This is a genomic window from Kitasatospora sp. NBC_01302, assembly GCF_035976515.1.
In the GTDB taxonomy this organism is placed as follows: domain Bacteria; phylum Actinomycetota; class Actinomycetes; order Streptomycetales; family Streptomycetaceae; genus Kitasatospora.
On record NZ_CP108404.1, the window covers coordinates 667196 to 693933 of the forward strand.

General features: G+C 73.0%; 24 protein-coding genes and 1 pseudogene. 13 read left to right on the top strand and 12 right to left on the bottom strand.

The annotated features are described in order from the left end of the window. Window positions 1-10: 10 nt before the first annotated feature. The 3 genes from OG294_RS03185 to OG294_RS03195 form a co-directional block, all read right to left on the bottom strand. On the bottom strand, window positions 11-1351 hold the full coding sequence (locus OG294_RS03185; protein ID WP_327064827.1) for a M48 family metallopeptidase: 1341 nt from the start codon (window positions 1349-1351) through the stop codon (window positions 11-13). Between the two features lie 100 nt (window positions 1352-1451). Next, a complete protein-coding gene (locus OG294_RS03190) occupies window positions 1452-2834 on the bottom strand; it encodes a uracil-xanthine permease family protein (protein ID WP_327064828.1) in 1383 nt (460 codons plus the stop codon). A 128-nt stretch (window positions 2835-2962) separates the two neighbouring features. Beyond that, window positions 2963-3496 (bottom strand): GNAT family N-acetyltransferase, encoded by a 534-nt coding sequence (locus OG294_RS03195; RefSeq protein ID WP_327064829.1) that lies wholly within the window; start codon window positions 3494-3496, stop codon window positions 2963-2965. A 126-nt stretch (window positions 3497-3622) separates the two neighbouring features. Here OG294_RS03195 and OG294_RS03200 point away from each other — a divergent pair, with 126 nt between their 5' ends. Then, complete coding sequence (locus tag OG294_RS03200) at window positions 3623-4219, top strand: HD domain-containing protein (protein ID WP_327064830.1); 597 nt, start codon at window positions 3623-3625, stop codon at window positions 4217-4219. 55 nt (window positions 4220-4274) lie between these two features. Here the strand turns inward: OG294_RS03200 and OG294_RS03205 are convergent, their stop codons facing one another. Beyond that, window positions 4275-5069: a maleylpyruvate isomerase family mycothiol-dependent enzyme gene (locus OG294_RS03205; protein ID WP_327064831.1), complete on the bottom strand. Its 795-nt coding sequence runs from the start codon at window positions 5067-5069 to the stop codon at window positions 4275-4277. A gap of 31 nt (window positions 5070-5100) precedes the next feature. Further along, the gene (locus tag OG294_RS03210) at window positions 5101-6327 is read right to left on the bottom strand and encodes a response regulator (protein ID WP_327071429.1); all 1227 of its coding nucleotides are present in this window, start codon (window positions 6325-6327) and stop codon (window positions 5101-5103) included. A gap of 344 nt (window positions 6328-6671) precedes the next feature. On the opposite strand from OG294_RS03210, the gene OG294_RS03215 reads away from it, so the two are divergent. After that, window positions 6672-7172 carry a pyridoxamine 5'-phosphate oxidase family protein gene (locus OG294_RS03215; protein ID WP_327064832.1) on the top strand — a complete coding sequence of 167 codons (501 nt, stop codon included), beginning with the start codon at window positions 6672-6674 and terminating at the stop codon, window positions 7170-7172. A 1-nt stretch (window position 7173) separates the two neighbouring features. Here OG294_RS03215 and OG294_RS03220 read toward each other — a convergent pair whose 3' ends face one another. Next, window positions 7174-7794 carry a hypothetical protein gene (locus OG294_RS03220; protein WP_327064833.1) on the bottom strand — a complete coding sequence of 207 codons (621 nt, stop codon included), beginning with the start codon at window positions 7792-7794 and terminating at the stop codon, window positions 7174-7176. A 546-nt stretch (window positions 7795-8340) separates the two neighbouring features. Between OG294_RS03220 and polX the strand changes: the two genes are divergently transcribed. Then, the gene (polX, locus tag OG294_RS03225; protein ID WP_327064834.1) at window positions 8341-10056 is read left to right on the top strand and encodes a DNA polymerase/3'-5' exonuclease PolX; all 1716 of its coding nucleotides are present in this window, start codon (window positions 8341-8343) and stop codon (window positions 10054-10056) included. Between the two features lie 125 nt (window positions 10057-10181). Next, the gene (locus OG294_RS03230; protein WP_442789100.1) at window positions 10182-10346 is read left to right on the top strand and encodes a hypothetical protein; all 165 of its coding nucleotides are present in this window, start codon (window positions 10182-10184) and stop codon (window positions 10344-10346) included. Here the strand turns inward: OG294_RS03230 and OG294_RS03235 are convergent. Beyond that, window positions 10301-10504 (bottom strand): annotated as a pseudogene (locus OG294_RS03235) (zinc ribbon domain-containing protein); the annotation flags it as partial. The gene OG294_RS03230 and the pseudogene OG294_RS03235 sit on opposite strands and share 46 nt — an antisense overlap. Before the next feature lie 3 nt (window positions 10505-10507). Continuing rightward, a complete protein-coding gene (locus OG294_RS03240) occupies window positions 10508-12514 on the bottom strand; it encodes an SMI1/KNR4 family protein (protein WP_327064835.1) in 2007 nt (668 codons plus the stop codon). A 347-nt stretch (window positions 12515-12861) separates the two neighbouring features. On the opposite strand from OG294_RS03240, the gene OG294_RS03245 reads away from it, so the two are divergent. The 3 genes from OG294_RS03245 (at window position 12862) to OG294_RS03255 (ending at window position 17896) form a co-directional block, all read left to right on the top strand. Beyond that, the gene (locus OG294_RS03245; RefSeq protein WP_327064836.1) at window positions 12862-15396 is read left to right on the top strand and encodes an ArnT family glycosyltransferase; all 2535 of its coding nucleotides are present in this window, start codon (window positions 12862-12864) and stop codon (window positions 15394-15396) included. A 242-nt stretch (window positions 15397-15638) separates the two neighbouring features. Further along, window positions 15639-16382: a response regulator transcription factor gene (locus tag OG294_RS03250; RefSeq protein WP_327064837.1), complete on the top strand. Its 744-nt coding sequence runs from the start codon at window positions 15639-15641 to the stop codon at window positions 16380-16382. Continuing rightward, window positions 16379-17896, top strand: a complete 1518-nt coding sequence (locus OG294_RS03255; protein WP_327064838.1) for a sensor histidine kinase — start codon at window positions 16379-16381, stop codon at window positions 17894-17896. Before OG294_RS03250 ends, OG294_RS03255 begins: the two co-directional genes overlap by 4 nt. A gap of 73 nt (window positions 17897-17969) precedes the next feature. On the opposite strand, the gene OG294_RS03260 is transcribed toward OG294_RS03255, so the two are convergent. Together OG294_RS03260 and OG294_RS03265 are read right to left on the bottom strand one after the other, a co-directional pair. Further along, complete coding sequence (locus OG294_RS03260; RefSeq protein WP_327064839.1) at window positions 17970-18716, bottom strand: nucleotidyltransferase domain-containing protein; 747 nt, start codon at window positions 18714-18716, stop codon at window positions 17970-17972. A gap of 162 nt (window positions 18717-18878) precedes the next feature. Next, on the bottom strand, window positions 18879-19499 hold the full coding sequence (locus OG294_RS03265) for an HAD family hydrolase (RefSeq protein WP_327064840.1): 621 nt from the start codon (window positions 19497-19499) through the stop codon (window positions 18879-18881). A gap of 227 nt (window positions 19500-19726) precedes the next feature. On the opposite strand from OG294_RS03265, the gene OG294_RS03270 reads away from it, so the two are divergent. The 5 genes from OG294_RS03270 (at window position 19727) to OG294_RS03290 (ending at window position 24296) form a co-directional block, all read left to right on the top strand. After that, a complete protein-coding gene (locus tag OG294_RS03270; RefSeq protein ID WP_327064841.1) occupies window positions 19727-20566 on the top strand; it encodes a ferritin-like domain-containing protein in 840 nt (279 codons plus the stop codon). Continuing rightward, window positions 20563-21444 (top strand): ferritin-like domain-containing protein, encoded by an 882-nt coding sequence (locus OG294_RS03275; protein WP_327064842.1) that lies wholly within the window; start codon window positions 20563-20565, stop codon window positions 21442-21444. The genes OG294_RS03270 and OG294_RS03275 overlap by 4 nt, the downstream gene beginning before the upstream one ends. Before the next feature lie 531 nt (window positions 21445-21975). Further along, window positions 21976-22302, top strand: a complete 327-nt coding sequence (locus OG294_RS03280) for a hypothetical protein (protein WP_327064843.1) — start codon at window positions 21976-21978, stop codon at window positions 22300-22302. Between the two features lie 92 nt (window positions 22303-22394). After that, on the top strand, window positions 22395-23780 hold the full coding sequence (locus OG294_RS03285) for a DUF4331 domain-containing protein (protein ID WP_327064844.1): 1386 nt from the start codon (window positions 22395-22397) through the stop codon (window positions 23778-23780). Window positions 23781-23876: 96 nt separating this feature from the next. Continuing rightward, the gene (locus tag OG294_RS03290) at window positions 23877-24296 is read left to right on the top strand and encodes a hypothetical protein (protein WP_327064845.1); all 420 of its coding nucleotides are present in this window, start codon (window positions 23877-23879) and stop codon (window positions 24294-24296) included. A 42-nt stretch (window positions 24297-24338) separates the two neighbouring features. Here OG294_RS03290 and OG294_RS03295 read toward each other — a convergent pair whose 3' ends face one another. Continuing rightward, complete coding sequence (locus tag OG294_RS03295; protein ID WP_327064846.1) at window positions 24339-24941, bottom strand: TetR/AcrR family transcriptional regulator; 603 nt, start codon at window positions 24939-24941, stop codon at window positions 24339-24341. A 208-nt stretch (window positions 24942-25149) separates the two neighbouring features. Here OG294_RS03295 and OG294_RS03300 point away from each other — a divergent pair, with 208 nt between their 5' ends. After that, window positions 25150-26091 (top strand): alpha/beta hydrolase family protein, encoded by a 942-nt coding sequence (locus OG294_RS03300; RefSeq protein ID WP_327064847.1) that lies wholly within the window; start codon window positions 25150-25152, stop codon window positions 26089-26091. A 36-nt stretch (window positions 26092-26127) separates the two neighbouring features. Here OG294_RS03300 and OG294_RS03305 read toward each other — a convergent pair whose 3' ends face one another. Beyond that, complete coding sequence (locus tag OG294_RS03305) at window positions 26128-26733, bottom strand: SGNH/GDSL hydrolase family protein (RefSeq protein WP_327064848.1); 606 nt, start codon at window positions 26731-26733, stop codon at window positions 26128-26130. Window positions 26734-26738 lie beyond the last annotated feature (5 nt).

Consider the following 26738-nt stretch of genomic DNA (forward strand, 5'->3'; position numbering starts at 1 on the left):
TGACGAAACGTCAGATGCCGAGCACCAGGATGGCGGTCCGCCAGCGCGAGTCCTCCAGTTCGGCGTGGATCGCGCTCCAGTCCACCGCGTCGGCGAGGAGAGCCGCCGGCTGCTCGGGGCGCTGGGCCTGCAGCCGGATGCGCAGGTGGGTCGGCGGGTGCCAGGCGTCCACCGCCGTGCCCTGACGGGCGGCCAGCCGGCGGCGGCGCTCACGCTCGATGTCCGGCACCGAGTCGACGTACTGCGCCAGTCCGTCCCACAGGGCCTGCGCGATGTCGGCCGGGCGCGCCACCGCGCTGTGGCCGGTCAGGGTGCACTGCTTGCGCAGGTAGGCCGTGGCGCTCGCCTCCAGGTGGAGGGCGTCGAGCATCGAGGCGGCCGCCCGCGAGGAGCCGACGCGGGCGGCCAGACCGTCCGCCTGGTACTCGGCGTGCTGGCTGCCGGCCAGGATCAGCCGGTGCAGGGCGTTGCGGGCCCACCGGACGGGCAGCGCACAGAGCATCAGCAGCCGGACCGTCAGGTCCTCCATCAGCGCCTTGCGAGCGTTCGCGCCCATCTGCGGCAGGATGCCGGTGCCCGGCAGGGCGTGGTACTGGCTACTGCTCTCGATGCGGTTGCGCATCAACTCGTCGCCGGCGCCCGGCGCCAGCAGGGCGTACCAGGCGTCCAGGGTGTCCAGCGCGACCCGCAGCCACAGGTCGCTCCGCGGATCGCGGGTGGCGCCGTGCCCGATCTCCCGGGCCAGCAGCGCGATGCGCTCCTGCGGAGTGAGCACCGTCCACAGCGCCATCCCCACGGTGACCTCGACCTCCTGACGCATCCCCAGCCGGGCGTAGCCGGTGTGGTAGCCCGACTGCACCCGGATCCGGCCCGGTGCGCGGGTACCGAGTGCCTGGGACACCTGGTCGCTCAGCGCGTACAGCTGCGGAGCCTGCTCCCTGGTCACCAGCGCCGGGTCCTCCCGCCGCCCGCCGAGCCGCGGGCGCAGCAGGTACGCCAGGCCCAGGCCGACCAGACCGAGCAGGATGAAGAACACCTGGCCGGTCAGCAGCAACCAGAGCGAGGCGGCCACCACCAGCAGGGTCACCAGGTGGACCAGCGCAGCGAGCGCCAGCGCGGCCGGCCGGGCAGGACCGCGCCGGCGCCCCTCCGCGGACCCGGCGGCCAGTCGCTCGTACAGCTTCTCGGCCCGCTCCCGCTCCCGCGAACGCCCGCGCTCCGCGCTGCTGTTGGCGGGCAACTCGGCACCGAGGTTCCACTCGCAGCCGGGGCACCACTCGCTGAACCGCGGGTCGGCGTCGTACGCCGCACCGCACTGCGGGCAGGTGCGCGTTGCTATGGAATCGGTCACGCCGCCTGATGATGCCACACCACCAGGTCGTCCACGGTCGGTCTCTCCCACGGATCTTCGCCGGTTCTGCCAGGGCACGGGCACCCGGGCCCGGTCGGGGTCAGCGCTCCGGGGTGCCGCTGTCGTAGTCGCTGGTTCCCGCGTCCAGCAGTGGGGACTGCTGCTTCATGTGGGCCGGGGCCATCAGGCGCAGTACGTGGTAGCCGATCAGGACGACCAGGGTGCCCAGGGCGATGCCGCTGAGCGAGAAGTTGTCGGTGAACTTCAGGGACACCCCGCCGATGCCGATGATGACGCCGGCCGCCACCGGGACGAGATGGAGCGGGTTGGTCAGGTCCACCCTGTTGTGCACCCAGATCTGGGCGCCGAGCAGGCCGATCATGCCGTACAGGACGACGGTGATCCCGCCGAGCACGCCGCCTGGGATCGCGGCGATCACCGCGCCGAACTTCGGGCAGAGGCCGAACAGGATCGCGAACCCGGCGGCGCACCAGTACGCGGCGGTGGAGTAGACCCGGGTCGCGGCCATCACCCCGATGTTCTCGGCGTAGGTGGTGGTGGCCGGGCCGCCGACACTGGTGGCGATCATGGTGGCGGCGCCGTCCGCCATGATCGCCACGCCCATCCGGTCGTCCAACGGATCACCCGTCATCTCGCCGACGGCCTTGACGTGCCCGGCGTTCTCGGCGATCAGTGCGACCACCACGGGCAGCGCCACCAGAATGGCGGAGGCGGAGAAGCTCGGGGCGTGCAGGGTGGGTGCGCCGAGCCACTGGGCCTTGCCCACGCCGGAGAGGTCCAGGCGCCAGTGGTCCGTCACCACGCCGGCCCCGTTGGCGGCGTGGATCTTCCCGAAGATCCGGTCGAAGAGCCAGGAGATCGCGTACCCGAAGACCAGACCGAGGAAGATCGCGATCCGCGACCAGAAGCCGCGCAGCACCACCAGCGCGAGACCGGTGAACGTCATGGTCAGCAGCGCGGTCCACTGGTCCTGCGGCCAGTACGTCCCGGCGGTGACCGGTGCCAGGTTGAAGCCGATCAGCATCACCACGGCGCCGGTCACCACCGGCGGCAGCACGGCGTGGATCACCCGTGCACCCGCCGCCTGCACCACCGCACCACAGGCCGCGAGCACCGCCCCGACCACCAGCAGAGCGCCCGTCAGGGTCGCGGCGTCACCGCCCTGCGCCTTGATCACCGCGGCCACGCCGACGAAGGAGAGGCTGCTCCCGAGGTAGCTGGGGATGCGCCCGCCGGTGGCCAGCAGGAAGAAGATGGTCGCGACCCCGGAGACCATCACGGCCAGGTTGGGATTGAGTCCCATCAGCACCGGTGCCACGAAGGTCGCACCGAACATCGCCACCACGTGCTGGGCGCCGAGGCCGATGGTGCGTCCCCAGCTCAGCCGCTCGTCCGGCTTGACGACTGCACCGGGCGCCGGGCTCCTTCCGTCGCCGTGCAGCTTCCAGCCGAAGACGGCCATGGGTCACTCTCCTCGTCGGTCATGCGTCATGCTCATGCAGGCAGATGGGACCGTCAGCCGATCACACGAGGCGCGCCAACGCAAAAACACCGCCGCCGGACGGGTGGGCGAGGATCGGTTGGCTCCCGTCACATGGGCAGCGAGAGCAGGCGGACCCCTCCGGCGGGCCACCGCACACCCTCGCGCAGCGGCGTCCACATGGTCCGCAGCGGCATGACCACGGACCCGCCGGGCTGTTCGACGTGCACGTCCTGCTCCACGGTTCGCCAGCCGAGTCGCCGGTAGAGCGGGACGAGCGGCGGCCGGCAGAAGAGCAGCCCGTGCTGCGGCCCCATCGTCCGTGCGTGCTCCAGGGCCCCCGTGACGACCGCCCGCGCGAGCCCGCGGCCCCGCAGATCGGGAGCGACGGCCACGCCGCCGACGCCCACCACCTCGATGGCGACGCCGTCGACCGCCAGGGGCAGGCGCAGCAGACCGGTGTGCGCGACGAGGCGGCCGTCCCACCTGATGCCGAAGTGGACGTCCTTGGGCAGCCAGGTCAGCCCGGTGTCCGCGACGCCGAACGGATCGGCGCCGTCACCGAGGATCTCGGCCTGCTCGGCCTTCGTGTACTCCGCGAGCCGCACCACGGTCGGCGCGGCGGAAGGGTGGTGATCTGTCATCCCGCCATGATCCACTTCACCCCGCCTCCCGACCAGCCCCGGCCAGCCCCGGCGGTGGCGTGGTTGGGTCTTGGTCACGGCGGCACACCTTAGGGCCTCCCGGGGTTCCGTTGCTAGGCTGCCGCGGTGATCCTTCCGACCGTCGAAGAGGTGCGTGCGCTGCACGAGAAGCATGCGCCGAGCCGCGAGGCACTGGAACTGGTGCTCACCCACTGCGAGATCGTCTGCGAGATCGCCGAGCAGTTGCTGGCCGGTGCGGGGCCGGCGATCGACGCCGGCCTGGTGCGGGTCGGGGCACTGCTCCACGACATCGGGGTCTACCGGCTCTACGACAGCGCCGGCCGGCTCGACCACCGCGGCTACATCCGTCACGGGGTGCTCGGCCACGAGATCCTGCGCGAGGAGGGGTACCCGGAACGGCTGCGCCGGTTCTGCAGCTGCCACACCGGTGTCGGCCTCAGCCGGCACGACATCCGCTCACAGGGGCTGCCGATCCCCGAGGCCGACTACCTCGCCGAGACCGCCGAAGAGCAACTGGTGATGTACGCCGACAAGTTCCACAGCAAGAGCACGCCCCCGACCTTCCTCACCGCCGACTCCTACGCCAGCTACGTGGCGCGGTTCGGCGCGGCCAAGGTCGAGGGCTTCGCCCTGCTGCGCGCCCGGTTCGGGGAGCCCGACCTGACCGCCGCCCGCGAGCGGTACGGCCACCCGCAGGCCTGACCGACTGCGATCGGACGGGCTGGACTCGGGCGGGCAGGACGCGGACAGGCAGGGCTCAGACGGGCGGCACGAGGGTGAACCAGCGGTCGAACACCTCCCGGTCCCCCTTCACCTCGATCCGGTCCGCCGGGATCCGCTGCCAGAGGTAGAGCATCAGGTCCGAGGCCGAACCGGCCAACTCGACGTCACCAGGGCCGTCGCTCTCGCCGAACCGGACCTCGTCGCCTTCGAAGCGCACCGTCCAGTCACCCGCGCCGTCGGTCTGCCGGAACCGGAACCGCTCGCCCGCGCCGGGCGGGGCCGGCCGCATGACCCGGCGGCCCGGGGCCATGACCTCGAAGGTCTGAGCGACGGCGTCCGCCGCGAGGACGGCGTCGATCGGCCGGGCCGCGGCGAGGGCGTTCTCGGCGTCCCAGCGGTGCACGGCCATCTCGATGCTCTGCATCCGGACCCAGAACCCGGTGGTCTGCTCGCGCGACCAGGTCCAGACCGTGTCGTCGGGACTGCTGCGCTCGAACAGCGACTCCAGCGCGACGGCGCCCGCCGTGAACCAGTCGATCAGGCTCGCCGGGAGCGGGGCGTGGCTGGGCGCGTCCTCCGGCCTCGGCCAGCCCTCGGTGTCCGCGGGGAGTTCGAGGAAGGCGAGGTCCGTGTGGTCGGGCGCCTCCACCAGCCGTTCCCTGATGAGGCGGGCCACGTACCGGTGGACACCGCCGAGGTGGACGACCAGATCGGCCACCGACCAGCCCGGGCAGGACGGCACCAACGGGGCTGCCTCGGCATCGGCCGCCCGACGGATCGCGGCCTCGAACGCCAGGGCGTCACGACGGAACTGGGGAACGTAGTCCATGCTCGTACTCTTCCACATCTGTCGGGCCTGGTCAGGCAATTCCTGCGCCGGCGACACCCGTTGCGGTGCGGGGTCCAGCGCCCTCACCCGACGGCGGGGCGGGGGCGGGGGCGGGGGCGGGGGCGGCGACCGCCGGTGACACGGGTAACCCGGGCGGCCCGGGCGGCCCGTCCGGACCGCCGCGCTGCTGGCGTTCCAGGTAGATGTCCACGAACACGGCGACCTTGGCGCGCAGGGCCCAGGGGTCGAAGGGCTTCACGATGAAGTCGACGGCTCCGACCGAGTAGCCGCGCATCGAGTAGTCGGCGTCCGACCCGATGGCGGTGAGGAAGATGATCGGTATGTGGCGCGTCCTGGCGCGGCGCTTGATGTGGGCGGCGGTCTCGTAGCCGTCCATCCCGGGCATCTGGACGTCCAGGATGATGACCGCGAAGTCCTCGTGCTGGAGCAGTTGCCTGAGGGCGTCCAACCCGGAGGAGACCGCGACCAGCTCCTGGTCGGGCACCTGCAGAGCGCTCTTGAGGGCGAGCAGGTTGGCGGGCTGGTCGTCCACGAGGAGGACCTTGGGGCGGACACCCTCCGGCAGCGGATGCCGCAGGTTGCCGACGGCGGTGAGCAGTTGCTCGGCGGGGTCGATGCCACGCTGGACCTCGACGAGGGCAAGCTGGCGCTCCAGCAGGTCGCAGCGGACCTCCGCGAGCTCGGCCCGGCTCTGCGCCTGCGTCAGTTCGGCCCGCAGGCGGGTGACCTCGGCGGCCAGCCGATTGCGTTCGACGAGCAGCGCCTCCTCCTCCACGTCACCGGAGTTGAGCGGCTGCAGGCTCAGACGCACCTCCAGGTCGGCGATCCGCTCGTTGCGCTCGACCAGGGCGTCGTCCAGCACGTCCTTGTGCGCCGAGGAACGGCGCGCCTCCCGGTCGGCGTCGGCGAGCTGCTGCTGGAGCTGGGCGACCGCCTTCGTCATGGATGCGGAGGTGCGCTGCGCGGCTCGGTGCAGCCCGCGCAGCAGGTTCATCGCCTCCGGGGTCACCGCCGCGCCACGGTCCGCCGCCACGTCGGCGAGCAGGTTCTGGACGAAGGCCCACTGCGGGACCCTGCTGCCGGCCAGGTAGCGCGAGAGGGTGCCCGGGTTGAGGTAGCGCCGCATCGCGTAGCGGCGCACCGACACCCCCAGCGCCTCGAACTGCTGGCGCAGGGCCTCGGCCAACGCCCGGCACTCGCTGTTGAGTTCCTCGTCCAGAGGCTGCAGCCCCGCCATCCGTGCCCCCTTGGGCCCCTTGTTGTCCGTCACCACGTCCCGATTCCCTCCCCCACAGCTGGTGCTGTCCGGCTGCTGCTCCTAGGACGACGATCCGGGGCGCCCATTGGTGCCGGACTCCTGCCCGATCAGGCAGCCGAAGACCGGCACCGGTCGGCCGAGTTGACCGTCAGCATGCCCCGGCCTCCAGGTGTTGCGCCGCTCGCAGCACCCGCACGGCAGCAGTCGGCAACAGACCGGCAACACACGAGTGGCGATACCTAAGTGCCTTCGACTGGAGCGGCCGCCCGGAAGCCTCCTAAGCTGGAGGAACGGGTGGACGAGCGTGGGAAGGCGGTCCGACCGTGCAGCCGAGCGAGATCTCCGAGATTCTGAACCGGCCGCTCAGCCAGGAACTCCTGGCGCGCGACCTCACTCGTCTGGCCTACGTGGCCAAGGACGGCACTCCCCGGGTCGTGCCGATCGCCTTCGACTGGAACGGCGCGGAGTTCGTCATGTGCACCGCGAAGAACGCTCCGAAGCTGCCGGCCCTGCGCCGCAATCCGGCGGTCGCCCTGACGATCGACACCGAGGTGCACCCGCCGAAGATCCTGCTCGTCCGCGGCCGGGCCGAGCTGGACGTCGTCGAGGGCATCCCCGAGGAGTTCATCCGGATGAACGGCAGCTACTCGATGACGCCCGAGCAGCGGGTCGAGTGGGAGGCCGGTGTCCGTTCGCTCTACGACGGCATGGTCCGGATCGTCGTGACCCCGACCTGGGCGAAGCTGATCGACTTCGAGACGACCCTGCCGAGCGCGGTCGAGGAGCTGCTCAGGCAGCAGGCCGAGCGCACCGGCGGCGCCTGAGTCACCCGGCCCCGGGCTCCCCCGCCGGTCCGGGCAGCCGCTGCATCCAGGCGTCGAACAGGTCGAGGTCGTAGCGGGGCCGGGTGGCGGCTTCGGGCGGCTCGGATGGAAAGTGCCACCGCACCCGCCCCGGGTCCAGTGCGCCGAGCGCCGCGTACCACTCGCGCAGCGGCTCGGCCAGTCGGGCGTGGAGCGCGAAGTTGCGGCGGGTGCGGGTGGCATCGCCGTCCCGGCGGCGGCGCAGCTCGGCGGGTCCGGGGATGTCGCAGACGATCAGGTCCGCAATGCCGAGGCGCCGTTCGGCGACGGCCCGGCGGGCGTGGCGCAGCTGCGCGCCGAAGGCCGCCGGCGCGCCGAGACCGGCGCGGGCCAGGCACCAGCTGTAGTGGAGCTTGAGCGGATCGGTGTCGCAGACGGCGAGGTCCGCGGCCTGCTCGGTGCGGCAGGACTGCTGCCACCGCTCCGCGTTGCGCTCCGTCCAGAACGCCCCGGCCTCCTCGAGCGAGGCACCCGCGCCCGGCCCACCGCCGGCCGCCGACTCGGGCACCAGCAGCCGGGCCTCGAACCGGCGGCAGTAGCTGGTCTTTCCGGCGGCACTCGGTCCTTCGACGACGAGAATCACAGGCGCCAGTATGCGGGACGGACCCCGGCACACCGAAGGCGGCCGGGAGCGGCAGGCCGCACGCTCCCGCGCTGCCCTCCGCCGCAACGCAGCCGGGTGCTGCGGATCCGCGCCCTGGCCGCCGCCCTGACCACGGCGGTCCACCCGCTGCACAACCTGGTGCTGCCGTCCACCTGGCAGGGGGCCGCATGTGCGAACCGCACGCCAGGCGGCCGCCCTGATCCCGAACGATCAGGACGGCGTCGTGCTCCTGCGCGCGCCGGCACCCGTCGCACGGCTGCACCGGGCCCGTCCGCCCGGTGCGGCCGTGCGACGGGTGCCGGCCGCGGGCGACGGCGGGTGGGTGCCCGGGCTGGGGGAGCCGATTTCTTCGACACCCGGGCACCCACACGGTCATTCGGTGCGGCCGCCGGGGTGGATTGCGTGACGGGCGATCCGGCGCGACATTCACCCGTTGGAGTGACGGCCGGGCATCGCGCGGCCGCTGCGGACCGGCGTTGCGCCGCAGCCCGCGACCCGCCTCCGGTCGGCGCCTAGACTGGGCCCATGGCCCGTCTCAACGACGAGGTCGAGGCACTGCTGCAGGAGTACTCCGACCTCATCCTGCTGACCGGCGGTGACGCCTACCGGGCGCGGTCCTACCAGAAGGCCGCCCGGGCGGTCGGCGGTTACCACGAGGATCTCGCCCAACTGGACGCCAAGGGGCTGCTGGAGATCCCGAGCGTCGGCAGGTCCATCGCCGAGAAGATCACCGAGCAGCTGACGACCGGGCGGATCGGGGCGCTGGAGCAACTGCGCGCCAAGGTGCCCGGCGGTCTGCGCGAGATCATGGCGATCCCGACGGTCGGGCCGAAGAAGGCCGCGCTGATCCATCGCGAGCTGGGCATCTCGACCGTCGAGGAGCTGGTGGCGGCGGCGAGGGACGAGCGGTTGAACGACGTGCACGGGCTCGGGGAGCGCAGCGCCGAGAACATCCTGCACGGCATCGAGCAGCTGCGCCAGGGCGGCGGGCGCACCCTGCTGAACGTGGCGACCGAACTCGCCGAGGCGCTGGTGGGCGAGTTGTCGCAGGTGCGGGGCTGCGTGCGGTGCGCGTGGGCCGGCTCGCTGCGCCGGATGCGGGAGACCGTCGGCGACCTCGACATCCTCGCCGCCGCCAAGGACTCCACCGCGCTGATGGCCGCCATCACCGAACTGCCGGACACCGCCGAGGTGCTGGTGCACGGCAGCACCAAGACCTCGATCCGCACCGGCAGCGGCCTGCAGGTGGACCTGCGCGTCGTGCGGCCCGAGGACTGGGGCGCGGCGCTGGTCTACTTCACCGGCTCGAAGGCGCACAACATCAAGCTGCGCTCCCGGGCGATCAAGGCCGGGCTCAAGCTCTCCGAGTACGGGCTGTTCGAGGTGGAGAGCGGCGCGAAGCTGGTCTCGCGCACCGAGCAGGAGGTGTACGAGGCGCTGGGCCTGCCGTGGATCCCGCCCACCCTGCGCGAGGACCGCGGCGAGATCGAGGCCGCCCTGGACGGCGGGCTGCCCCAGCTGGTCACCGAGCGGGACATCCGCGGCGACCTGCACACCCACACCGACCTGACCGACGGCCTGGCCCCGCTGGAGGAGATGCTGACGGCTGCGGCCGAGCGCGGCTACGCCTACTACGCGGTGACCGACCACGCCCCGAACCTCTCCATGCAGCGGATGACCGAGGAGAAGATGCTGGCCCAGCGCGAGCAACTGCGCGCACTGGGCGAACACTTCGGCCGGATGCGGCTGCTGCACGGCACCGAACTCAACATCGACCTGGACGGCGAGGTGGACTGGCCGGCCGAGTTCCTGGCCGGCTTCGACTTCTGCGTGGCCTCCATCCACTCGCACTTCCGGGCCGACCGCGAACAGCAGACCCGCCGCCTGATCCGGGCCTGCGAGAACCCGCACGTGCAGATCATCGGCCACCCCACCACCCGGCAGCTGGGGCGCCGGCCCGCCATCGACGTCGACCTCGACGCCGTCTACGCCGCCTGCGCCCGCACCGGCACCGCGCTGGAGATCAACGCCTCGCCCTCGCGGCTCGACCTGGGCGACGAGCAGATCCTGGCCGCCCGGCGGCACGGCGTCCGGTTCGCGGTGAACACCGACGCCCACGCGATCCCGCACCTGGACAACCTGCGCTACGGCATCGGCACCGCCCAGCGCGGCTGGCTCACCAAGGACGAGGTCGTCAACACCTGGCCCCTCACCCGCCTGCGGCGCTTCCTGCGGCACTGAGGCGGGGGATTTCTGGACTTGCGGGTCCATTTTTCCGGCTCTACGTTCAGTTGTGCGGCCCGGCCCACGGCCCGGCCGAGCGATCTGATTAAACGTCAACGAGCAACGACAGCAGGCTCTTTCGCATGCACGCGATCCTGATCCACCAGCACGGCGGTCCGGAGGTCCTGACCTGGAGCGAGCTGCCGGATCCCACCCCGGGCCCCGGGGAGGTGCTGGTCCGGCTCGCCGTGGCGGGCGTCAACTACGTGACTCCTCCCCCGGCTGAAGCCGGGGGAGGAGTCACGTAGAACGTGATGGCTCCCACTGTGTCAGCGTGCGCCGTGTGGCCACAGGACTGGCAGTGGAACTTCTCCTGGGTGGGCCTGTTCTCCAACGCGACGTGCCCGCATTCGGGGCAGGTGCGGGAGGTGTTGCGGGGGTCCACGGGGATTTGAGCCCCCGCTGATCGTCAGCCGGCACTCGCCGGGGTACCGTCCCCGGGCTCGGGCGGGCCGACCGGCAGGCCGTCCAGCGACACGGCTGTCACCGTGCCGGCCGGGACGACCAGGGGTGAGCCGTGCCCGCGGACCGGGCCGCCCGACGGGAGGGTCACCGGGCCGAGCCCGAGCCCGAGCTGCGGTCCGGGCCGGCTCGGGCGCGTGGCCGGTGGCGGCAGCACCGGCCACGCGCCGCCGGCCGCACCGTCGGCCGCCCACCGCGCCTGCTGCTCCGCCGCCACCGCCGCCTCCCGCTGCGCCAGCCGCTCGACCGCGTCCACGGGCACCGCCTCCTCGCCCAGCGTGGCCATGAAAACCGTCCGCCAGTGCGGATCCAGCCGTCCGCTCAGCACGACGGGCGCAGCCGAACGCACCGGGGTGCCCGTGGCCAGCGCGATCGCCAGGGCCGCGCCGTGGCGCACCTGCCAGGCCCGGCGCTCGTCCTCGGTCAACAGGTCCCGCGCGACGGGGTCCGACCGGGATTCCGCCGCCGCCCGGGCCTCGGCGGCCAGAGTGCGCAGCAGCTTGCCCAGGGCGTTCTCGTCGGTCGCCGGCGCGAACTTCCCTGCCGCTGCCGTCGCCAGTGCCTCGGCGATCGGCGGGCAGTCGTCCAGTCCGACCTCGGCCGCCAGCAGACCCGCCTGCTCCAGCACGGCGGCCCGCAGCGGCCCCTCGGCGGCGAACGCGAGCGCTCCCCCGATGACCGGCTCGTGGGAGCTGGTGAACTCCCCTCCCCTGGTGTGGGGTTGATCAGCGAGCACGGGCAGCACATGCGCGCTGAGCAGTGGCTGGTCGAGCAGCGCGGCGTCCATCGCGATGCCGAACTCCGCCGCGAGCAGGTCGAGCACCGCCGCGACGTCCTGGTCCGGATAGCGCTCGGTGTCGAGCGGGAGCAGGCCCGCACGCCGCAGCGCCGCGGCCGGAAGGCCGGGCCCGCGGCCCTCCCGCCGCTCGGGCCGGCGGGTGTCGTAGGAGGCGACCAGCTCACCGTCCGCCAGCACGGCGAGGGTGGTGGCGTCGCGGTCGTAGCCGACCCGCACCGCCCGGGTCCCGGCCGACAGCCGGCGCAGCACCTCCGGCCGGTCGGCCTCCCCGCTGCCCGTCTCGAAGCCGAACGCCCAGTCGCCCGCCATGCCGGTCCGGACCACCGGCAGGTAGCCGGAGGTCCAGCGGCGAGCGGCGTCGTCGGCCTCCTGCCGGCTGCGCGGGACCGCGACATCGTCCTCGGCGCCGTAGCGGCGCAGCAGTTCGGGGCCGCTCACGCCCGCCACGAAGGTGAGGCGGAATCCCGGGTGGTCGCCGACCCAGCCCGCCTCCGGCACCGGGACGTACCGCCACGGCGGCGGTGCGGGCTCGGCGGGCTGCTCCGCCGCCGCGGCGAGCCGGAGCAGCGAACGCGGCGCCGGGTGCTGGTTCGTGACGATCCCCCAGGACAGCCGTCCGTCGAACGCCACCGGGGCCCAGTGGTCCAGCGCGGTGAGGTTCGCCAGTGCCTCCGCCTGGGCGGCGAGCAGGTCGGCGAGCGAGTCCCAGATGCCGAACGACGTGCCGCTGCCCTCGGCGAGCCGGCCCACCCGCCCGTAGCCGGGGCCCGGCCGGCAGTCGAGGACCAGCAGGTACGTCCCGGTCCAGTTGCCGATCGGCAGGAACTGCCGGTGCCAGTAGGAGCCGTCCATGACCTCCTCGCCGACCGCGCCGACGACCTCGGTCATCGTCAGCTGCTTCTCCGTCATCTCCGCGACGGTGTGGAGCCGGTACGGACCGCCGAGTCCGAAGTCGAACGGGCCCTCGGCCGAACCGCCGCACAGCCGCAGCAGATCGACGAGGTCCGGCGGAAACCTCAGCCCGAGCGTACGCTCGGCGGCCCCGATCTCCTCCCGCGCGGCCGGCGGCAGCAGCAACGCCGCCGTGCTGGGGGCGTGCTGGGCGAGCCACGCCTCGATCCGCTGCCAGGACTGCGTGACGGGGATGGGCGACATTCGGTGGACTCCCTCTTGGCGGTCGGCGGTCGGCGGTCGGCGGTCGGCGAAGGTGCGCGGTGACCGTCGTGGACGAACATCCCAGACGACGCTGACATCGTGTCGGCTCCCGCCCCGGTGGCAGGCGGGATCCGGCCTCGCTCCCGGGCTGACCGCAGGCGCACCCGTGCAACCGGGCTGGCGCGTACCCGCCATGGACCTGGCAGGTACCCGCCAGAACTCCCCCAGATTTCTCATCACGTTCCCCCACCCCGCTCAGGGGCAGCGGCGAGAGTGGTCCGGCGCTCCGGCAGCGGGATTCCCGCGCACGGCCCGCCGGCTCGTCTTCCCCACTTGCGAAGGACGTCATGACGCACAGCGCCGAGGCCACGGACGTGGCCGCCTCCGGTTCCCCTCCCCTGCCCCGCACCTCCGTGACGCGCGGCGGTGGCCGTTCCCGCTGGGAGTTCTGGAGATCGCCCGAGGAGCAGCCCCGGTGGGCACGGCCGGTCCTGCTGGCCATCGCGGCCTTCGCCACCGCGCTGTACTCCTGGAACATCACCACCGCCGGCTACGCGCTCTTCTACAGCAACAGCGTGCGGAGCATGTCGGTGAGCTGGAAGGCGTGGCTGTTCGGGGCGATGGACCCGGGCGCCACCATCACGCTGGACAAGATCCCCGGTTCGTTCGCGGTCCAGGCGCTGTTCGTGCGGCTCTTCGGTTTCCACCAGTGGTCGGTGACGCTGCCGCAGGTGATCGAGGGCGTCATCGCGGTGCTCGTGCTCTACCGCGTGGTGCGCCGCTGGGCGGGGCCCGCCGCGGGCCTGATCGCCTCGGCCGTCTTCGCCCTCACACCGGTGGTCGCCTCGATGTTCGGGCACTCCATGGAGGACGGCGCGCTGACCTGCTGCCTGGTACTGGCGGTGGACCGGTTCCAGGTCGCGGTCGCGCAGGGGCGGCTGCGGTCGCTGGTGTGGGCCGGGGTGTGGGTCGGCGTCGGCTTCCAGATGAAGATGATGCAGGCGTGGATGGTGCTGCCCGCCTTCGGCCTGGCCTATCTGCTGGTCGCACCGGGCCCGCTGCGCCGTCGCGTGTGGCACGCGGTGGTCGCGGGCGCGGTCTGCGCCGCGGTGTCGGTGACCTGGGTGGCCATGATGGAGCTGGTGCCCGCCAAGGACCGGCCGTACGTCGACGGTTCGACCAACAACAGCGCCATCGCCATGGTCTTCGGCTACAACGGCCTGGACCGGTTCGGGATCCACATCCCGGGCGCGGTGGAGAGCGGGTTCACCGGCGGCTCCCCCAAGGGGCGGGCGCCGGGCGGCACGGGTGGCGCGGGCGATGCGGGCGGTACGGGTGCCGGTGGCGTTCCCGGGGGCTCGGCGGGCGCGGGGGCGTCGGGCTTCGGCGGCGGCTCGGGGCCCGGGTTCGGCGGCGGCTCGGGGATGCCGGGCGGGGCGCAGGCGGGTGGGACGCAGGCCAACGGGTCGCAGGCCAACGGGTCGCAGGCAGGCGGTGCGCAGGCCAACGGGGCGCAGGCGGGTGGGACGCAGGCCAACGGGTCGCAGGCAGGCGCAGCGCAGCCCGGCAGCGGGAGCGCTCCGGGGTTCGGCGGGCGGGGCCTGCCGGGCGGCGGCGGCACCGGTGGCGGCGGGATGCCGGGCGGTCCCGGTGGCGGCGGCTCGCGCTGGCTGAAGCTGTTCGAGGGCCGGTTCGCTCCGCAGATCGGCTGGCTGCTGCCGTTCGCCGCCCTGATGATCGCCCTGGGCCTGCTCCAGCGGCGCCGGGCGGAGCGCACCGACGTGCTGCGCGGCGGTTTCGTCACCTGGGGCGCCTGGCTGGTGGTGGTCGGCCTGATCTTCAGTGACATGAACACCATCCCGCACACCGCCTACATGGCCACCCTGGCGCCCCCGATCGCGGCGCTGTGCGGCGCCGGGATGGTGCTGCTGTGGCGCAGCTACCGCGAGGGCGGACGCGCGGCCTGGCTGCTGCCCGCCACCGTCGCCGCGCAGGCGGCCTGGACCTGGCACCTGTGGTCCGGCTTCACGAGCTTCGCGCCGTGGCTGCGCTGGCTGGGCCTGCTCGCCGCGGCGGCCGGCGTCGCGGTCCTGGTCCTCGGGCGGCTCGGCGGGCGCACCCGTGCCCGGGTGGCCGCGGTCGGCGCCGTACTCGGCCTGGCCACGGTGGGGATCGGCTCGGCCGCGTGGGCCGGTTCGGGCTTCGACGCCACGTACGACGGCAGCGCCTTCGACGCCGGTGCCGGCCCGCAGAGTTCGGGCATGGGCATAGGTCCGGGCGTGGCGAGCGCCCTCGCGAAGGAGTTCAAGGACGTCTCCGGCGCGGACGGCAGCACCCGGGCCGGTGCTCGCGGCGGCTCCGGCGATGGCGGTGGCTTCGGGGGTCCCGGCGGCCCGGGCGGCATGGACCCGAACGGCACGCTCACCGGCGACCAGCTCAAGCTGTGGAACTACGTCAAGGCCCACCAGGACGGCGCCGAGTACCCGCTGGCCACCACCGGCTGGTCGCAGGCCCAGCCCTACATCCTGGCCACCGGCCAGAAGGTGCTGCCGATCGGCGGCTTCTCCGGACAGATTCCGCAGCCCACCCCTGGTGCCTTCACCGCCCTCGTCCAGCAGGGCAGGCTCCACTTCCTGCTGACCGGCGGACCGGGAATGGGCGGCATGGGAGGCATGGGCGCGATGGGCGGCGGCTCGGCGGCCGAGAGCAGCAGCGCCCGGATCACCACGTGGGCCAAGGCGCACTGCACCGAGGTGCCCGCGCAGGACTACGGGGGCACCACGGCCTCGGGCAGCGCCCGGTCGGGGGCGGCGGGCGGCTTCGGCGGCCTGTTCGGCGGCGACAGTGCGGGCACGCTCTACCGCTGCGACGCGGGCGCCTGAGGCGCACCGGCGGGTGCCGGCCCACCCCGGGTCGGCACCCGCCGCACGCACAGCCCGTCCTCAGATCGTGCGGTTACAGTGTTGGCTCGCCGCGGCCCGCTGCCCCTGCCGGCCCGGTCAGGGCCGGAGCCATGGCCGGGGGCGGAGCCACAACATGGGCCGGGGCCATGATCAGGGCCAGAACCACGGCCGGTCCGGCGGATCCTGTCAGATGAACGGGCACGAGGAGGTCATCGCCGGGCATGGCGGAACACCACGCACAGAAGAACGGGTACCGCCTGCTGGTGGTGGAGGACGAGCCCGCGATCCGGGCGCTGCTGGAGTCCGCGCTGCGCCTGGCCGGCCACACCGTCAGCAGTACGGACACCGGACGCTCCGCCCTGGTGGAGATCGAGCGCCAGGCCCCGGCCCTGGTCCTGATGGACGTGATGCTGCCGGACCTGGACGGCTTCGAGGTGACCCGGCAACTGCGCGCCACCGGCGACGACACGCCCGTCCTCTTCCTGACCGCCCGCACCGACCTCGGCGACCGCATCGCCGGGCTGCGGGTCGGCGGGGACGACTACGTGAGCAAGCCGTTCAGCATCGAGGAGGTGCTGCTGCGGATCGACGCCATCCTGCGCCGGGTCTCCGGGGCCGAGGGCGACACCGCGCCGGCCCCGGAGATCCTGCGCTACGCCGACCTCGACCTGAACACCGAGGCCCACGAGGTCCACCGGGCCGGGCAGTACATCCCGCTCTCCCCCACCGAGTTCAAGCTGCTCGCCTATCTGATGGCCAACGCCGGGCGGGTCGTGAGCAAGGCGCAGATCCTGGACCACGTGTGGTCCTACGACTTCGCCGGGGACGACCGCATCGTCCTCACCTACGTCAAGTACCTGCGCCGCAAGATCGACTGCTTCGATCCCCCGCTGATCCAGACCGTGTGGGGCGTCGGCTACTGCCTGCGGCTGCCCCGGGACCAGGCGGGAACGGAACCCTCGTGAGCATCTCCGTCAGCCGCTCGCTGCGCGGCCGTCTGATCATCGGCGTGACCCTGCTCGCCACCATCGCCGTGCTCGTCTCCCAGTTCATCGGTTACCAGGTGCTGGGCTCCTGGCTGACCGGCCGGGTGGACCAGCAGCTGCGCGGCCTGCAGCCGCCGCCCACCATGTTCCACGACCCGTCGGCCCTGGCTGCCCACCCGCCCGGGCCGCCGGCCACCGGCGCGAGCGATCCGCTGCCCTCCGACTTCCGGATCTACTTCTACGACGCCTCCGGCCAGTTGCTCGGCCAGAAGATCGGCGACCCCGACAAGGCCGGGCCCCGGCTGCCCGACCGGCGCACGGACCTGGACCTGAGCGTGGGCCGGCCGACCACCCTGGCCGCGGAGTCCGGTTCCGGTCACTGGCGGGTCCTGCTGCAGAACGGCCCCGACGGCTCCAGCCGGCTGGCCGCCCTCCCGCTCGACACCGTCGAGGGCGCGATGTCCAAACTGCGGTGGCTGGACGTGGCCGTGCTCGGTGTGACCGCCCTGGTGCTGATCGCGGCGGGCGGCTGGGTGGTGCGCCTGGGCCTGCTGCCGCTCACCCGGATGCAGGCCACCGCCCAGGCCATCACCGACGGCGAACTGGACCTGCGGCTGCCGGACACCCACCCGCGCACCGAGATCGGCCGGCTCGGCCACGTCCTCAACACCATGCTCGACCGACTCCAACAGGCCCTGCGCGCCCACGAGGCCTCCGAGGACCGGCTGCGCCGCTTCGTCGCCGACGCCGGGCACGAGCTGCGCACCCCGCTCACCGCCATCAAGGGCTTCGCCGAACTCGCGCTGCGCCATCCGCAGCCACCCGACCAGCAGCGCGAGGCGCACCGCCTGGTCGCCCAGAACGCCGAGCGCATGAGCCTGATCGTGGACGACCTCCAACTGCTGGCCACCCTCGACCGCGAGCCCAGCTACGAGCGCGAGCCGGTCGACCTGCTCTCCGTCGGCGCGGACGCGGTGAGCACCGCCGCGCTCCACCGCCCCTCCCACCCGATCGACCTCGGCCCGCTGCGGACTCCCGGCGATCCGACCGGCTGCCGCGAGCTGGAGGTGGTCGAGACCGTCGGCGACGGCCACCGGCTGCGGCAGGTGGTCGCCGCGCTGCTCGCCAACGCCCACACCCACACGCCGCCCGGCACCCGGATCCACCTGCGGGTCGGCACCACCCGGGCCGGCGATGGCACCGGCGGCACCGACCGCCCCGGCCGCACCAGCGCCTCGCCCGGTCTGCCGCCCGACACCCGCATCAACGTCATCGAGGTCGCCGACGAAGGCCCGGGCATGGACCGCGGCCATGCGGAGAAGGTCTTCGAACGCTTCTACCGCGCCGATCCCTCCCGCTCCCGGCTGCACGGCGGCAGCGGCCTGGGCCTGTCCATCGCCGCCTCCATCGCCGAAGGACACGGCGGACGCCTCGAACTCGACACCCGCCCCGGCCAGGGCTGCACCTTCCGCCTGGTGCTGCCGCACGCGTGAGTGGCGCGGCCTGGCCGCGCGTCCGAGCGGCGCGCCCCGGCCGCGCGACCGAGGCGGTCACCAGCGCAGCCCGTCAGCTCCTGGGAGTCGCGGCAAGCGATTCGATCACACCGTGCCAGGTCCTGCGATAGCCCTCGCGAAGAGGCCCGCCGACCAGGTCGAGGACCTCGGATACCGCGTCGATCATCGGCCCCGGCTCTCCCGACCTGCACAGGTGCAGGTGCGCTTCGAGCAGGGCGGACCCACGCTCGGCGTCCGCCTCCAGAAGGCGCCGCGGCAGCCACTTCCCGCCGCCGATCCACGCGCGCTGGTGGTCGCAGAGCAGATCGGCCGCAGCGTTGAGGACGAACCCCGCCACCGCCAGGCACTCGACGGGGTCGCCCGCATCGGCGAGATCGTCCAGAGCGTCCGTCAGCGCGTACCTCTTCGTCTCGACCGTCTCCGGTCCGAGCGGCGGCGGCCCCGCGCGGAGGTCCGCCTCGGCCAGGGCACGGGCGCGGCCGGCCTCACCATCGGTGTCGACCAGGACGAGACCGGTGGCGTACATGCTCTGCAGGACCGCGCGACGTGCGGCCGTATCCGCGGCGAAGAGGTCCACCAGACCGGCACGCGTGTGGATGAAGAGCTCCACGACTCGTCCCTCGAACCGGATCGTCTCCCGGCCGGTCTCGCCACCGTCCCCGATGAGCACCGCGACGTCCAGGTCACTGCTCACCGTGGCTCGCCCCGCAGCCGTCGACCCGGCGAGGACCACGGCAAGCGCATCGGGGAAACGGTCACACACGAGACGTCGAGCCTGGTCGACGGGATCCGGGGTCATGCGGGTCAGGATTTCAGGAAACCTGACCCCCAGCCAACTGTGTTTTCCACCCCCACGGCCGGACCGACCCGGCAACGGTCGCCACCCGTACCGGAGTCCGCCCGGTGCACCCGGTGCGCCCGGACCGCAACGCCGGCGGCCGTCGGTGAGCCGACTGGCGGGTCAACACCCCTGTGTGCATGGGTGCTTCGGGTCGAGGACGGGTGCGAGGGCGTCGCGGAGGTCTTCGGGTCGGCGGTGGTGGACGGCGGGCATGCCCAGCGCGCGTGCGGCGGCGACGTTGGCGGCGGTGTCGTCGACGAACAGGCAGCGCTCGACCGGGACTCCGACGCGTTCGGCGGCGATGAGGCAGACCCGCGGGTCGGGCTTCGCGACGCCGATGCGGGCGGTGTTGACGACGGTGTGGGCAAGGTTGTGCAGGTCCTGCCGGGCGAGGTCCTGTTCCAAGCGCGTGGTCGCGTTGGAGACCAGGGCGACGGGCATGACGTCGCGAACCCGGGTGAGCAGGGAGACCACCTCGTGGTCGACGCGCGGCATGAGCTCGGACCAGGCAGCGACGATCGCCCGGGCGACGTCCACCGACCCACAGGCGTCGGCGATGTCCGCGGCCACCGCTGCGCGCCACTGCTCGTCAGTGGTCTCCCCCGTGATGGCGGGGTGCAGGCGGGACGGGGCGAAGGCGGCTGCCGCGAGCGTGCCGGCGGGCAGGCCGTGGGCGCGGTCGAGATCGGCGTGACCGGGGGCGGGCCAGTGCCGCAGCACCCCGTCGATGTCGCAGAGCACGGCGTCCTAGGGGTGGACCGGCATGCTCGGAGCTCCTTGATCGTGGTGGTCGACACCCAGGGTACGGCGATGCTCTCGCCCGCCTCTTCGGATGCGTGTCCGCTCGTGTCACCCCCTTGGGTGAATCCGGAACCGGTCGGCCCGGCGACCAATCCACCCCGGGGGTCACACCGAATCGACGGCGTGAGAGCCCGCACCGATCGCGGGTTCACGACGTGAGACGGGACATGATGGCCACAGAGCACATCGACACCCGACTGCTCGAGGAACTGACCGAGCAGTCCGAGGACTTGAACAGCGACGCGGTGCGCATCACGCGCAGCGCCCTGATCGACTTCGGGCAGGCGAACGAACCGGTCCGGCGCCGCTGGTGGCAGCGCGGCACCGTGCTGGCGGGTGCCGCCGGGGTGGCGGCACTGGCCGGCGGTCGTGCCTTCGCCGACTCGGCCTCCCCGTCGGCCGCGGCCTCGGGCTCGAACTCGGGCTCGGGCTCGGTCGCGACGGACGACATCATGGCGCTGCAGACCGCCGCCTCGATCGAGAACCTGGCGGTGGCGGTCTACCAGACCGCCGCGGGGCTGTCGTTCATCAAGAGCGGCAACCCCACGGTGGCGGCGTTCATCGCCAAGACCACCATGCAGCACCAGGCGCACGCGAAGGCGTTCAACGCCGCCGCGACCCAGGCCGGCGGGCAGGCGCAGAACGGCCCCGACCCGAAGTACAAGGCCGTCGTCGACCAGGCGCTGCCCACCATCCAGGGCCCGGCGGACGTGGTGAAGCTGGCGATCACCCTGGAGGACGTGGCCGCGCAGACCTACACCAAGAACGTCGCGCAGGTCAGCGACGCCCAACTGCGCAAGCTCTTCGCCTCCGTGGCGCCGGTGGAGGCGCAGCACCGGGCCACCCTGCTCGCCGTCCAGGCCCTGCTGGCCGGCAACGCGGCCGATCTGATCACCATCCCGGTGGACCCGGCCAAGCTGCCGGCCGCCGCGGGCAGCGTCGGCTTCCCCGACGCCTTCTACAAGACCGACAGCGCCTCCCCGATCAGCGAAGGGGCCGTGAAGTGACGACCACCAAGGACGGCTGGGACCTGCCCCTCAGCGAGGGCGAGCTGACCCGCCTCACCCGTGACCTGCACGAGGCGCACCAGGAGACGCTGCCCGCGATGCGGGCGAGCGCCCGGGACCTCAGCGAGGAGATCCGGGCCCGGCAGCAGGGCGAGCCGCGCGACGGTGCCCGGGAGACGGGCGAGCCGCGCGAGGGTGCGCGCCGGACGGGCGAGCCGCGCGACAGCGGGCGGCGGCGCTTCCTGCTCGGCGCCGGCGGGACGGCGGTCGCGCTGACGCTGGCCGCCTGCTCCTCCGGCAGCACCTCGTCCAGTTCCTCCTCGTCCGCCGCCGGCGGTGCTTCGACGGCGTCCTCCGGTGCGACCGGCGGGCGCTACACCGGCGACCTGAAGGTGGTCGCGCTGGCCACCGCGCTGGAGAACCAGGCCGTGGGCGCCTACCAGGCCACCCTGGCCGCGGCCAAGGCCGGCAAGCTCGGCACCGTCCCTCCGGCGGTCGCCGGCTTCGTCACCACCGCGATGGCCCAGCACGCCGACCACGCCCAGGCCTGGAACGCCGTCCTCACCAGCGCCGGCAAGCCCGCCATCACCGACGTGCCGCTGTCCAACCAGCCGGCCACCCTCGCCGCCCTCGGCAAGGCCGCCAACGTCGGCGATGTGGCCAAGCTCGCCCTGCAGTTGGAGGACCAGGCCGCGCAGACCTACCTCTTCGCGACCTACAACGTCACGAGCCCGGCCGGGATCGCCACCGCCGCGACCATCGCGCCGGTGGAGGCCATGCACGCCGCCATCCTCAACTACGTGCTCGGCCAATACCCCGTCCCCGACGACTTCCTGCCCGTCGACAAGGCCGCCAGCCCCTCGCTGCTGACCGTCTGACGACACACCCGGACGCCCGGGCGCGAAGGTCGACTCCCCCGCGCCCGGGCGTCCGTGCGGCCGGGCCCGGGGGTGGTATCGAGTCCGTACCGGTCGTGGTGTCCTGCACGGTCGACATCCGTGGCCCTTTTCGTACAGCGAGAGTTGAGGTGCTCCGGGCGGTCTGCCCCGACCGCCCGGGAGAGTTCGCCACGCATCGTGAATTCGGCACCGACCGCGGTGCGGATTGCTCCTGATCGCCGCCACCGCGATGTTCACTCGAACGGTCGGGCACGACGCCGCCGATCCGCCGGAGAGTTGGGCCAGTTGAGCGGCTCACCGGTCGGCCGGGTGCGTGTCGCCTGGACGCGGACGCCCCGGCAGCATTTCACTTCCCCCTGACCGCCCGCCATTTCCTGGTGCCATGGCCGTCGCCTCTTCGATCGTCACTCCCACCCCGGCGCGTCCAGGGGTGGGATCGGCCACCTCGCACGCGGCAGATCAGGCTGAGCCGGCGGCGCCCCGTCCCCTTCATCGATTCGGAGGAACACCATGTCCCTGGAAGCCCAAGCGGCCGACACCCCGCCCGACAACCTCTCCCGCCGGCACCTGATGCGCCAGGCGGCCGCCGTCGGAGCCGCGGGCCTGGCCGTCAACCTGCTCGCCGGCACCGGCACGGCCCTCGCCCGGCCCGCCGAGCAGCACGCCGCGGGCGAGGGCGCGCCCGCACCGGCCGGCGTGCGGGCCGATCACGCCGAGCCGATGATCGTCCACCTGCGGGACGCCCGCAGCGGCGACCTGGACCTGTACAGCGGCGACCGCCACCAGCGCGTCCAGGACCCCGCCCTGGCCGCCGCCCTGGTCCGCGCGCTCGGCTGACGCACTGTCAAGACCCTGGCTGTCCCCGGCAGGCACCCGCCGGGGGCGGCCGGCCCACCGTCCCGCCCACGCACCAACCCTGTGAGGTTCCCTTGTCGTCCCACCGCGAAGCCCCCGAGATCTCCAAGGACCCGGTCGCCGACAGCACCGACGTCTACGCCTTCGTCAGCCCCGACAACTGCGACACCGTCACGCTGATCGCCAACTACATCCCCCTGCAGGGGCCGGCCGGCGGCCCGAACTTCTACGAGTTCGGCGAGGACGTCCTCTACAGCATCCACATCGACAACGACAACGACGGCCGCCCGGACGTCAGTTACGAGTTCCGTTTCAGCGTCGAGGTCCGCAACCCCGACTCCTTCCTGTACAACACCGGGCCGATCACCTCACTGGACGACCCCCACTGGAACCGGCGCCAGACCTACAGCGTCACCCGCGTCGAGGCCGGCGAGCGCCGCCGCGTCCTGGCCGAGAACCTCGCCTGCCCGCCGTGCAACATCGGCCCGCTCTCCACCCCCGACTACACCTCGCTGGCCGGCATGGCCGTCCACCAGCTCGACGGCAACCGCCACGTCTTCGCCGGCCAGCGCGCCGAGGGCTTCTACGTCGACCTCGGCGCCATCTTCGACCTGGCCACGCTGCGCCCCTTCCAGCAGCTGCACGTCATGCCCGCCTTCACCCAGCCCGCTCCCGGCGTCAACACCACCAAGGCGCTCAACGTCCACAGCATCGCCCTGCAGGTCCCGATCACCGACCTGACCCGGGACCACCGCAAGCCCACCGACGTGATGGACCCGCACGCCACCATCGGCGTGTGGACCACCGCCGCCCGCCGCCAGGCCCGGGTGTTCAACCCGGCCGGCCGCGACGCCGCCTCCGGTCCCTTCGTCCAGGTCTCCCGGCTGGGCAACCCGCTCGTCAACGAGGTCATCATCCCGATGGGGAAGAAGGACCTGTGGAACACCCAGCCGCCGGCGGACGACAAGAACTTCGCCCAGTACGTCGCCCACCCCGAGCTCGCCAACCTGCTGCCCGCGCTGTACCCGGGCGTCTTCCCCAACCTCGCGGCCCTGGACGCCTCCGGCAAGCCCCGCGCCGACCTGCTCGCCGTCCTGCTCACCGGCATCCCCAGCGGTATCGTCCCCGGCTTCCAGAACTACACCGGCGACACCCAGGCCGACATGCTGCGCCTGAACGTCGCCGTCCCGCCGGCCGGCAACCCCAACATCCTGGGCCTGGTCGCCGGCGACGCCGCCGGATTCCCCAACGGGCGCCGGGTCTTCGACGACGTCGTGACCATCGAGCTGCGCGTGATCGCCGGTCTCATCTACCACCTCGTCGACGCGAGCTTCACCCCCGACGGCGCGACCAGCGTGATCACCGACGGCCTCACGCCCGCCGACGTCAAGAACCCGTACCTCACCACCTTCCCGTACCTCGGGCTGCCCTACGACGGCTACCACAACCCGTCCAGCTGACACCGACCGCCGCGGGTGCGAGCGCCTGGCGCGCCCCGCACCCGCGGCAGCGCCTGCGGTACCTCAACTGCCTTCCCACGGAACCCGAAAGCCCCCATGACGCACCAGCACCAGCACTCCGACGCCCCGCACGCCGACCACTCCCACGCCCCGCTGCCCGACCACCCCCACGCCCCGCTGCCGGCGCCCTCCCGCGAGGGCAGCGTCGTCCTGGAGATCGGCGGCACGCTCGGCGCGCTGATCATCCACACCGGGCCCGAAGCCGACGGCCTGGAGATCGAGGTCAGCCCCACCGGCCAGGACGCCACCCGCACCCACGCCGCCGTCCGCCCCCGCCACCTCGCCGGACGCACCGTCCACTGCGCGGTCATCTCCCCGCTGCCCGAGGGCGACTACACCCTCTGGCGCACCGCCGACACGCCCGAAGGCACCCTCACCATCCACGGCGGCGCGGTCACCGAGCACCGCTGGGCCCCCGCCGCCGGACAGCAGACCCGGACCGCGGACCGGGCATAGGCCTGTCCGACGGCTCCCGCCGGGCGCGCGGCGCCGGTCCCGTCAGTCCTCGCGCTCGCACGGCTCGCGCAGTCCCGTGACGAGGAGCGCGACCAGGCGGCGCGCGTCGTACCGCGGGTCGCTGTCGGCGCCGATGCAGAGGTTTCCGATGCCCCGCATGAGCTGGAGGGCGTCGAGGTCGGGGCGGATCTCGCCGGCGGCGACGGCGGCGTCGAGCAGGTGGGCGCACACCGGCACGAGGCGGTCGAGGAAGTAGGCGTGCAGGGTCTCGAAGCCGGCGTTGTCGTTCTGCATCGCGGCTGCGAGGCCGTGCTTGGTGACCAGGAAGTCGACGAAGAGGTCGACCCAGCGCCCGAGGGCGGCGTGCGGTGTCGGGCCGGCCGCGAGCAGGGCGGGCCCGGCTTCCGCGCAGGCGTCGACCTGGTGGCGGTAGACGGCGATGACGAGGTCCGCCCGGGTGGGGAAGTGCCGGTAGATCGTGCCCATCCCGACGCCGGCCCTGGCTGCGATGTCGCGCACCGGCGCCTCCACGCCCGAGGTGACGAAGACCGCCGCGGCAGCCTCCAGCAGGGCCTGGCGGTTGCGCTGGGCGTCCTTGCGCCTGGATCCGGCTGCGCTTGCCGTGCTCTGTCCGCTGTCGTCCAACGCGACGTTCCTTCCACGAGGGTGCCGATACGGGGGTTCCACCACGAGGTTGCAAAGCGGAACACTGCTCCGTATCGTGAGCGGAGCAAGGTTCCGTTTAGCCCATGATGGCAGACCCGAGGACCGGGCCGCCCCTTGCCGCCCTTGCCACTGTTTGCCGTCCCCGGGCCCACCGATCCACGAGCGCGAAGAAATGGAAGGCACTTCCATGTCCGACTCGAACACCCCGAACCCGCACGAGACCGGGGGCGCACCCGCCCTGGTGCTGTCCGCCAAGCCGGTCCTCCTGTCCGCCCCGGGCCGGGGCGAGGACCTCCAGGTCCGCATATCCGCCCCCGCGACCGGCAACGGCCTGCCCGTCGTCGTCTTCTCGCACGGCTTCGGCTCCTCGATGAACGGCTACGCCCCGCTGGCGGACTTCTGGGCCGCCCACGGCTTCGTGGTCCTGCAGCCCACCCACCTCGACTCCAGGACCCTCGGCCTCCCTGCCGAGGATCCCCGTACGCCGCGGATCTGGCGCCTGCGCATCGAGGACCTCAAGCGCGTGCTGGACGGACTCGACACGCTGGAGGCCGCCGTGCCGGGCCTCGCCGGGCGCCTGGATCACGACCGCATCGCCGTGGCGGGCCACTCCTGGGGAGCCCAGAGCGCGAGCACGCTGCTGGGCGCGCGCGTCCTCGACGCCGACGGCGCGGCCGCCGAGGACCTGTCCGACCCCCGGGTCAAGGCGGGTGTGCTGCTCGCCCTGACCGGCCTGGGCGACGACCTGACCCCGTTCGCCGCCGAGCACTTCCCCTTCATGCGGCCGTCCTTCGACACCATGACCGCCCCGGCGCTCATCGTCGCCGGTGACAACGACCGGTCCCACCTGTCCACCCGCGGACCGGACTGGTTCACCGACCCCTACACCCACAGCCCGGGGGGCAAGAGCCTGCTCACGCTGTTCGGGGCGGAGCACTCGCTCGGCGGGATCCCCGGCTACGAGGCCGCCGAGACGACGGACGAGAGCCCCGCCCGCGTCGCCCTGCTCCAGCGGCTCACCACGGCCTTCCTGCGCAGCGCCCTCCACCCCGGGGACACCGGCTGGCAGGCGGCGGCCGCCGCGCTGGCGGACGACCCCGAGCCGCTGGGGACGCTGCAGAGCAAGTGAGCCGGGTGGGCGCTCGGGCCGATGGGGGCCCGGTGCTCAGAGCTCGGTGAGTTCGCCCAGGCCCAGGGTGCGCAGGGTGTGGTCGGCCATGTGCCGGTGGCCGACGGCGTTGGGGTGGGCCGGGTCGTCGAGCCACGCGATGGGGTCGCTGTCGGGGAACCGGGCCAGCCAGTACGCCTCGTGGTCGACGAGCAGCGCGCCGGTCTCCGCGGCGATCTCCCGCACGGCCTGGCAGTAGGCGGGCAGTTCGGCCCGGGCGGCGCGCCCGGCCAGGCTCACCAGGACGGGCGTGTGGAGCACGATCTGCGCGCCGTCCGCCCTGGCGATGATCGCGCTCATCGACTCGCGGAACTCGGCGAGGCCCGCCAGCCCGGCGCGGGCGTCGTTGGTGCCCAGTGAGATGGACAGGACGTCGGGCTCGAAGCGGCCGATGAGGTGGTCGTACGCGGCGAGGACGTCCGAGGCGCGCCAGGCGGACACCCCGGTGTTGACGACGACGTCGGTCAGTCGGTCGAGCTGCCAGCGGACGCGCTCGTGGACGTGCTCCACCCAGCCCCGCGCGCCGTGGGTGTGCAGGACGGCCTGGGTGATGCTGTCGCCGGTCATCACCCAGGTCATCGGTTCGCCGGAGAGCTGGACCATGTGAC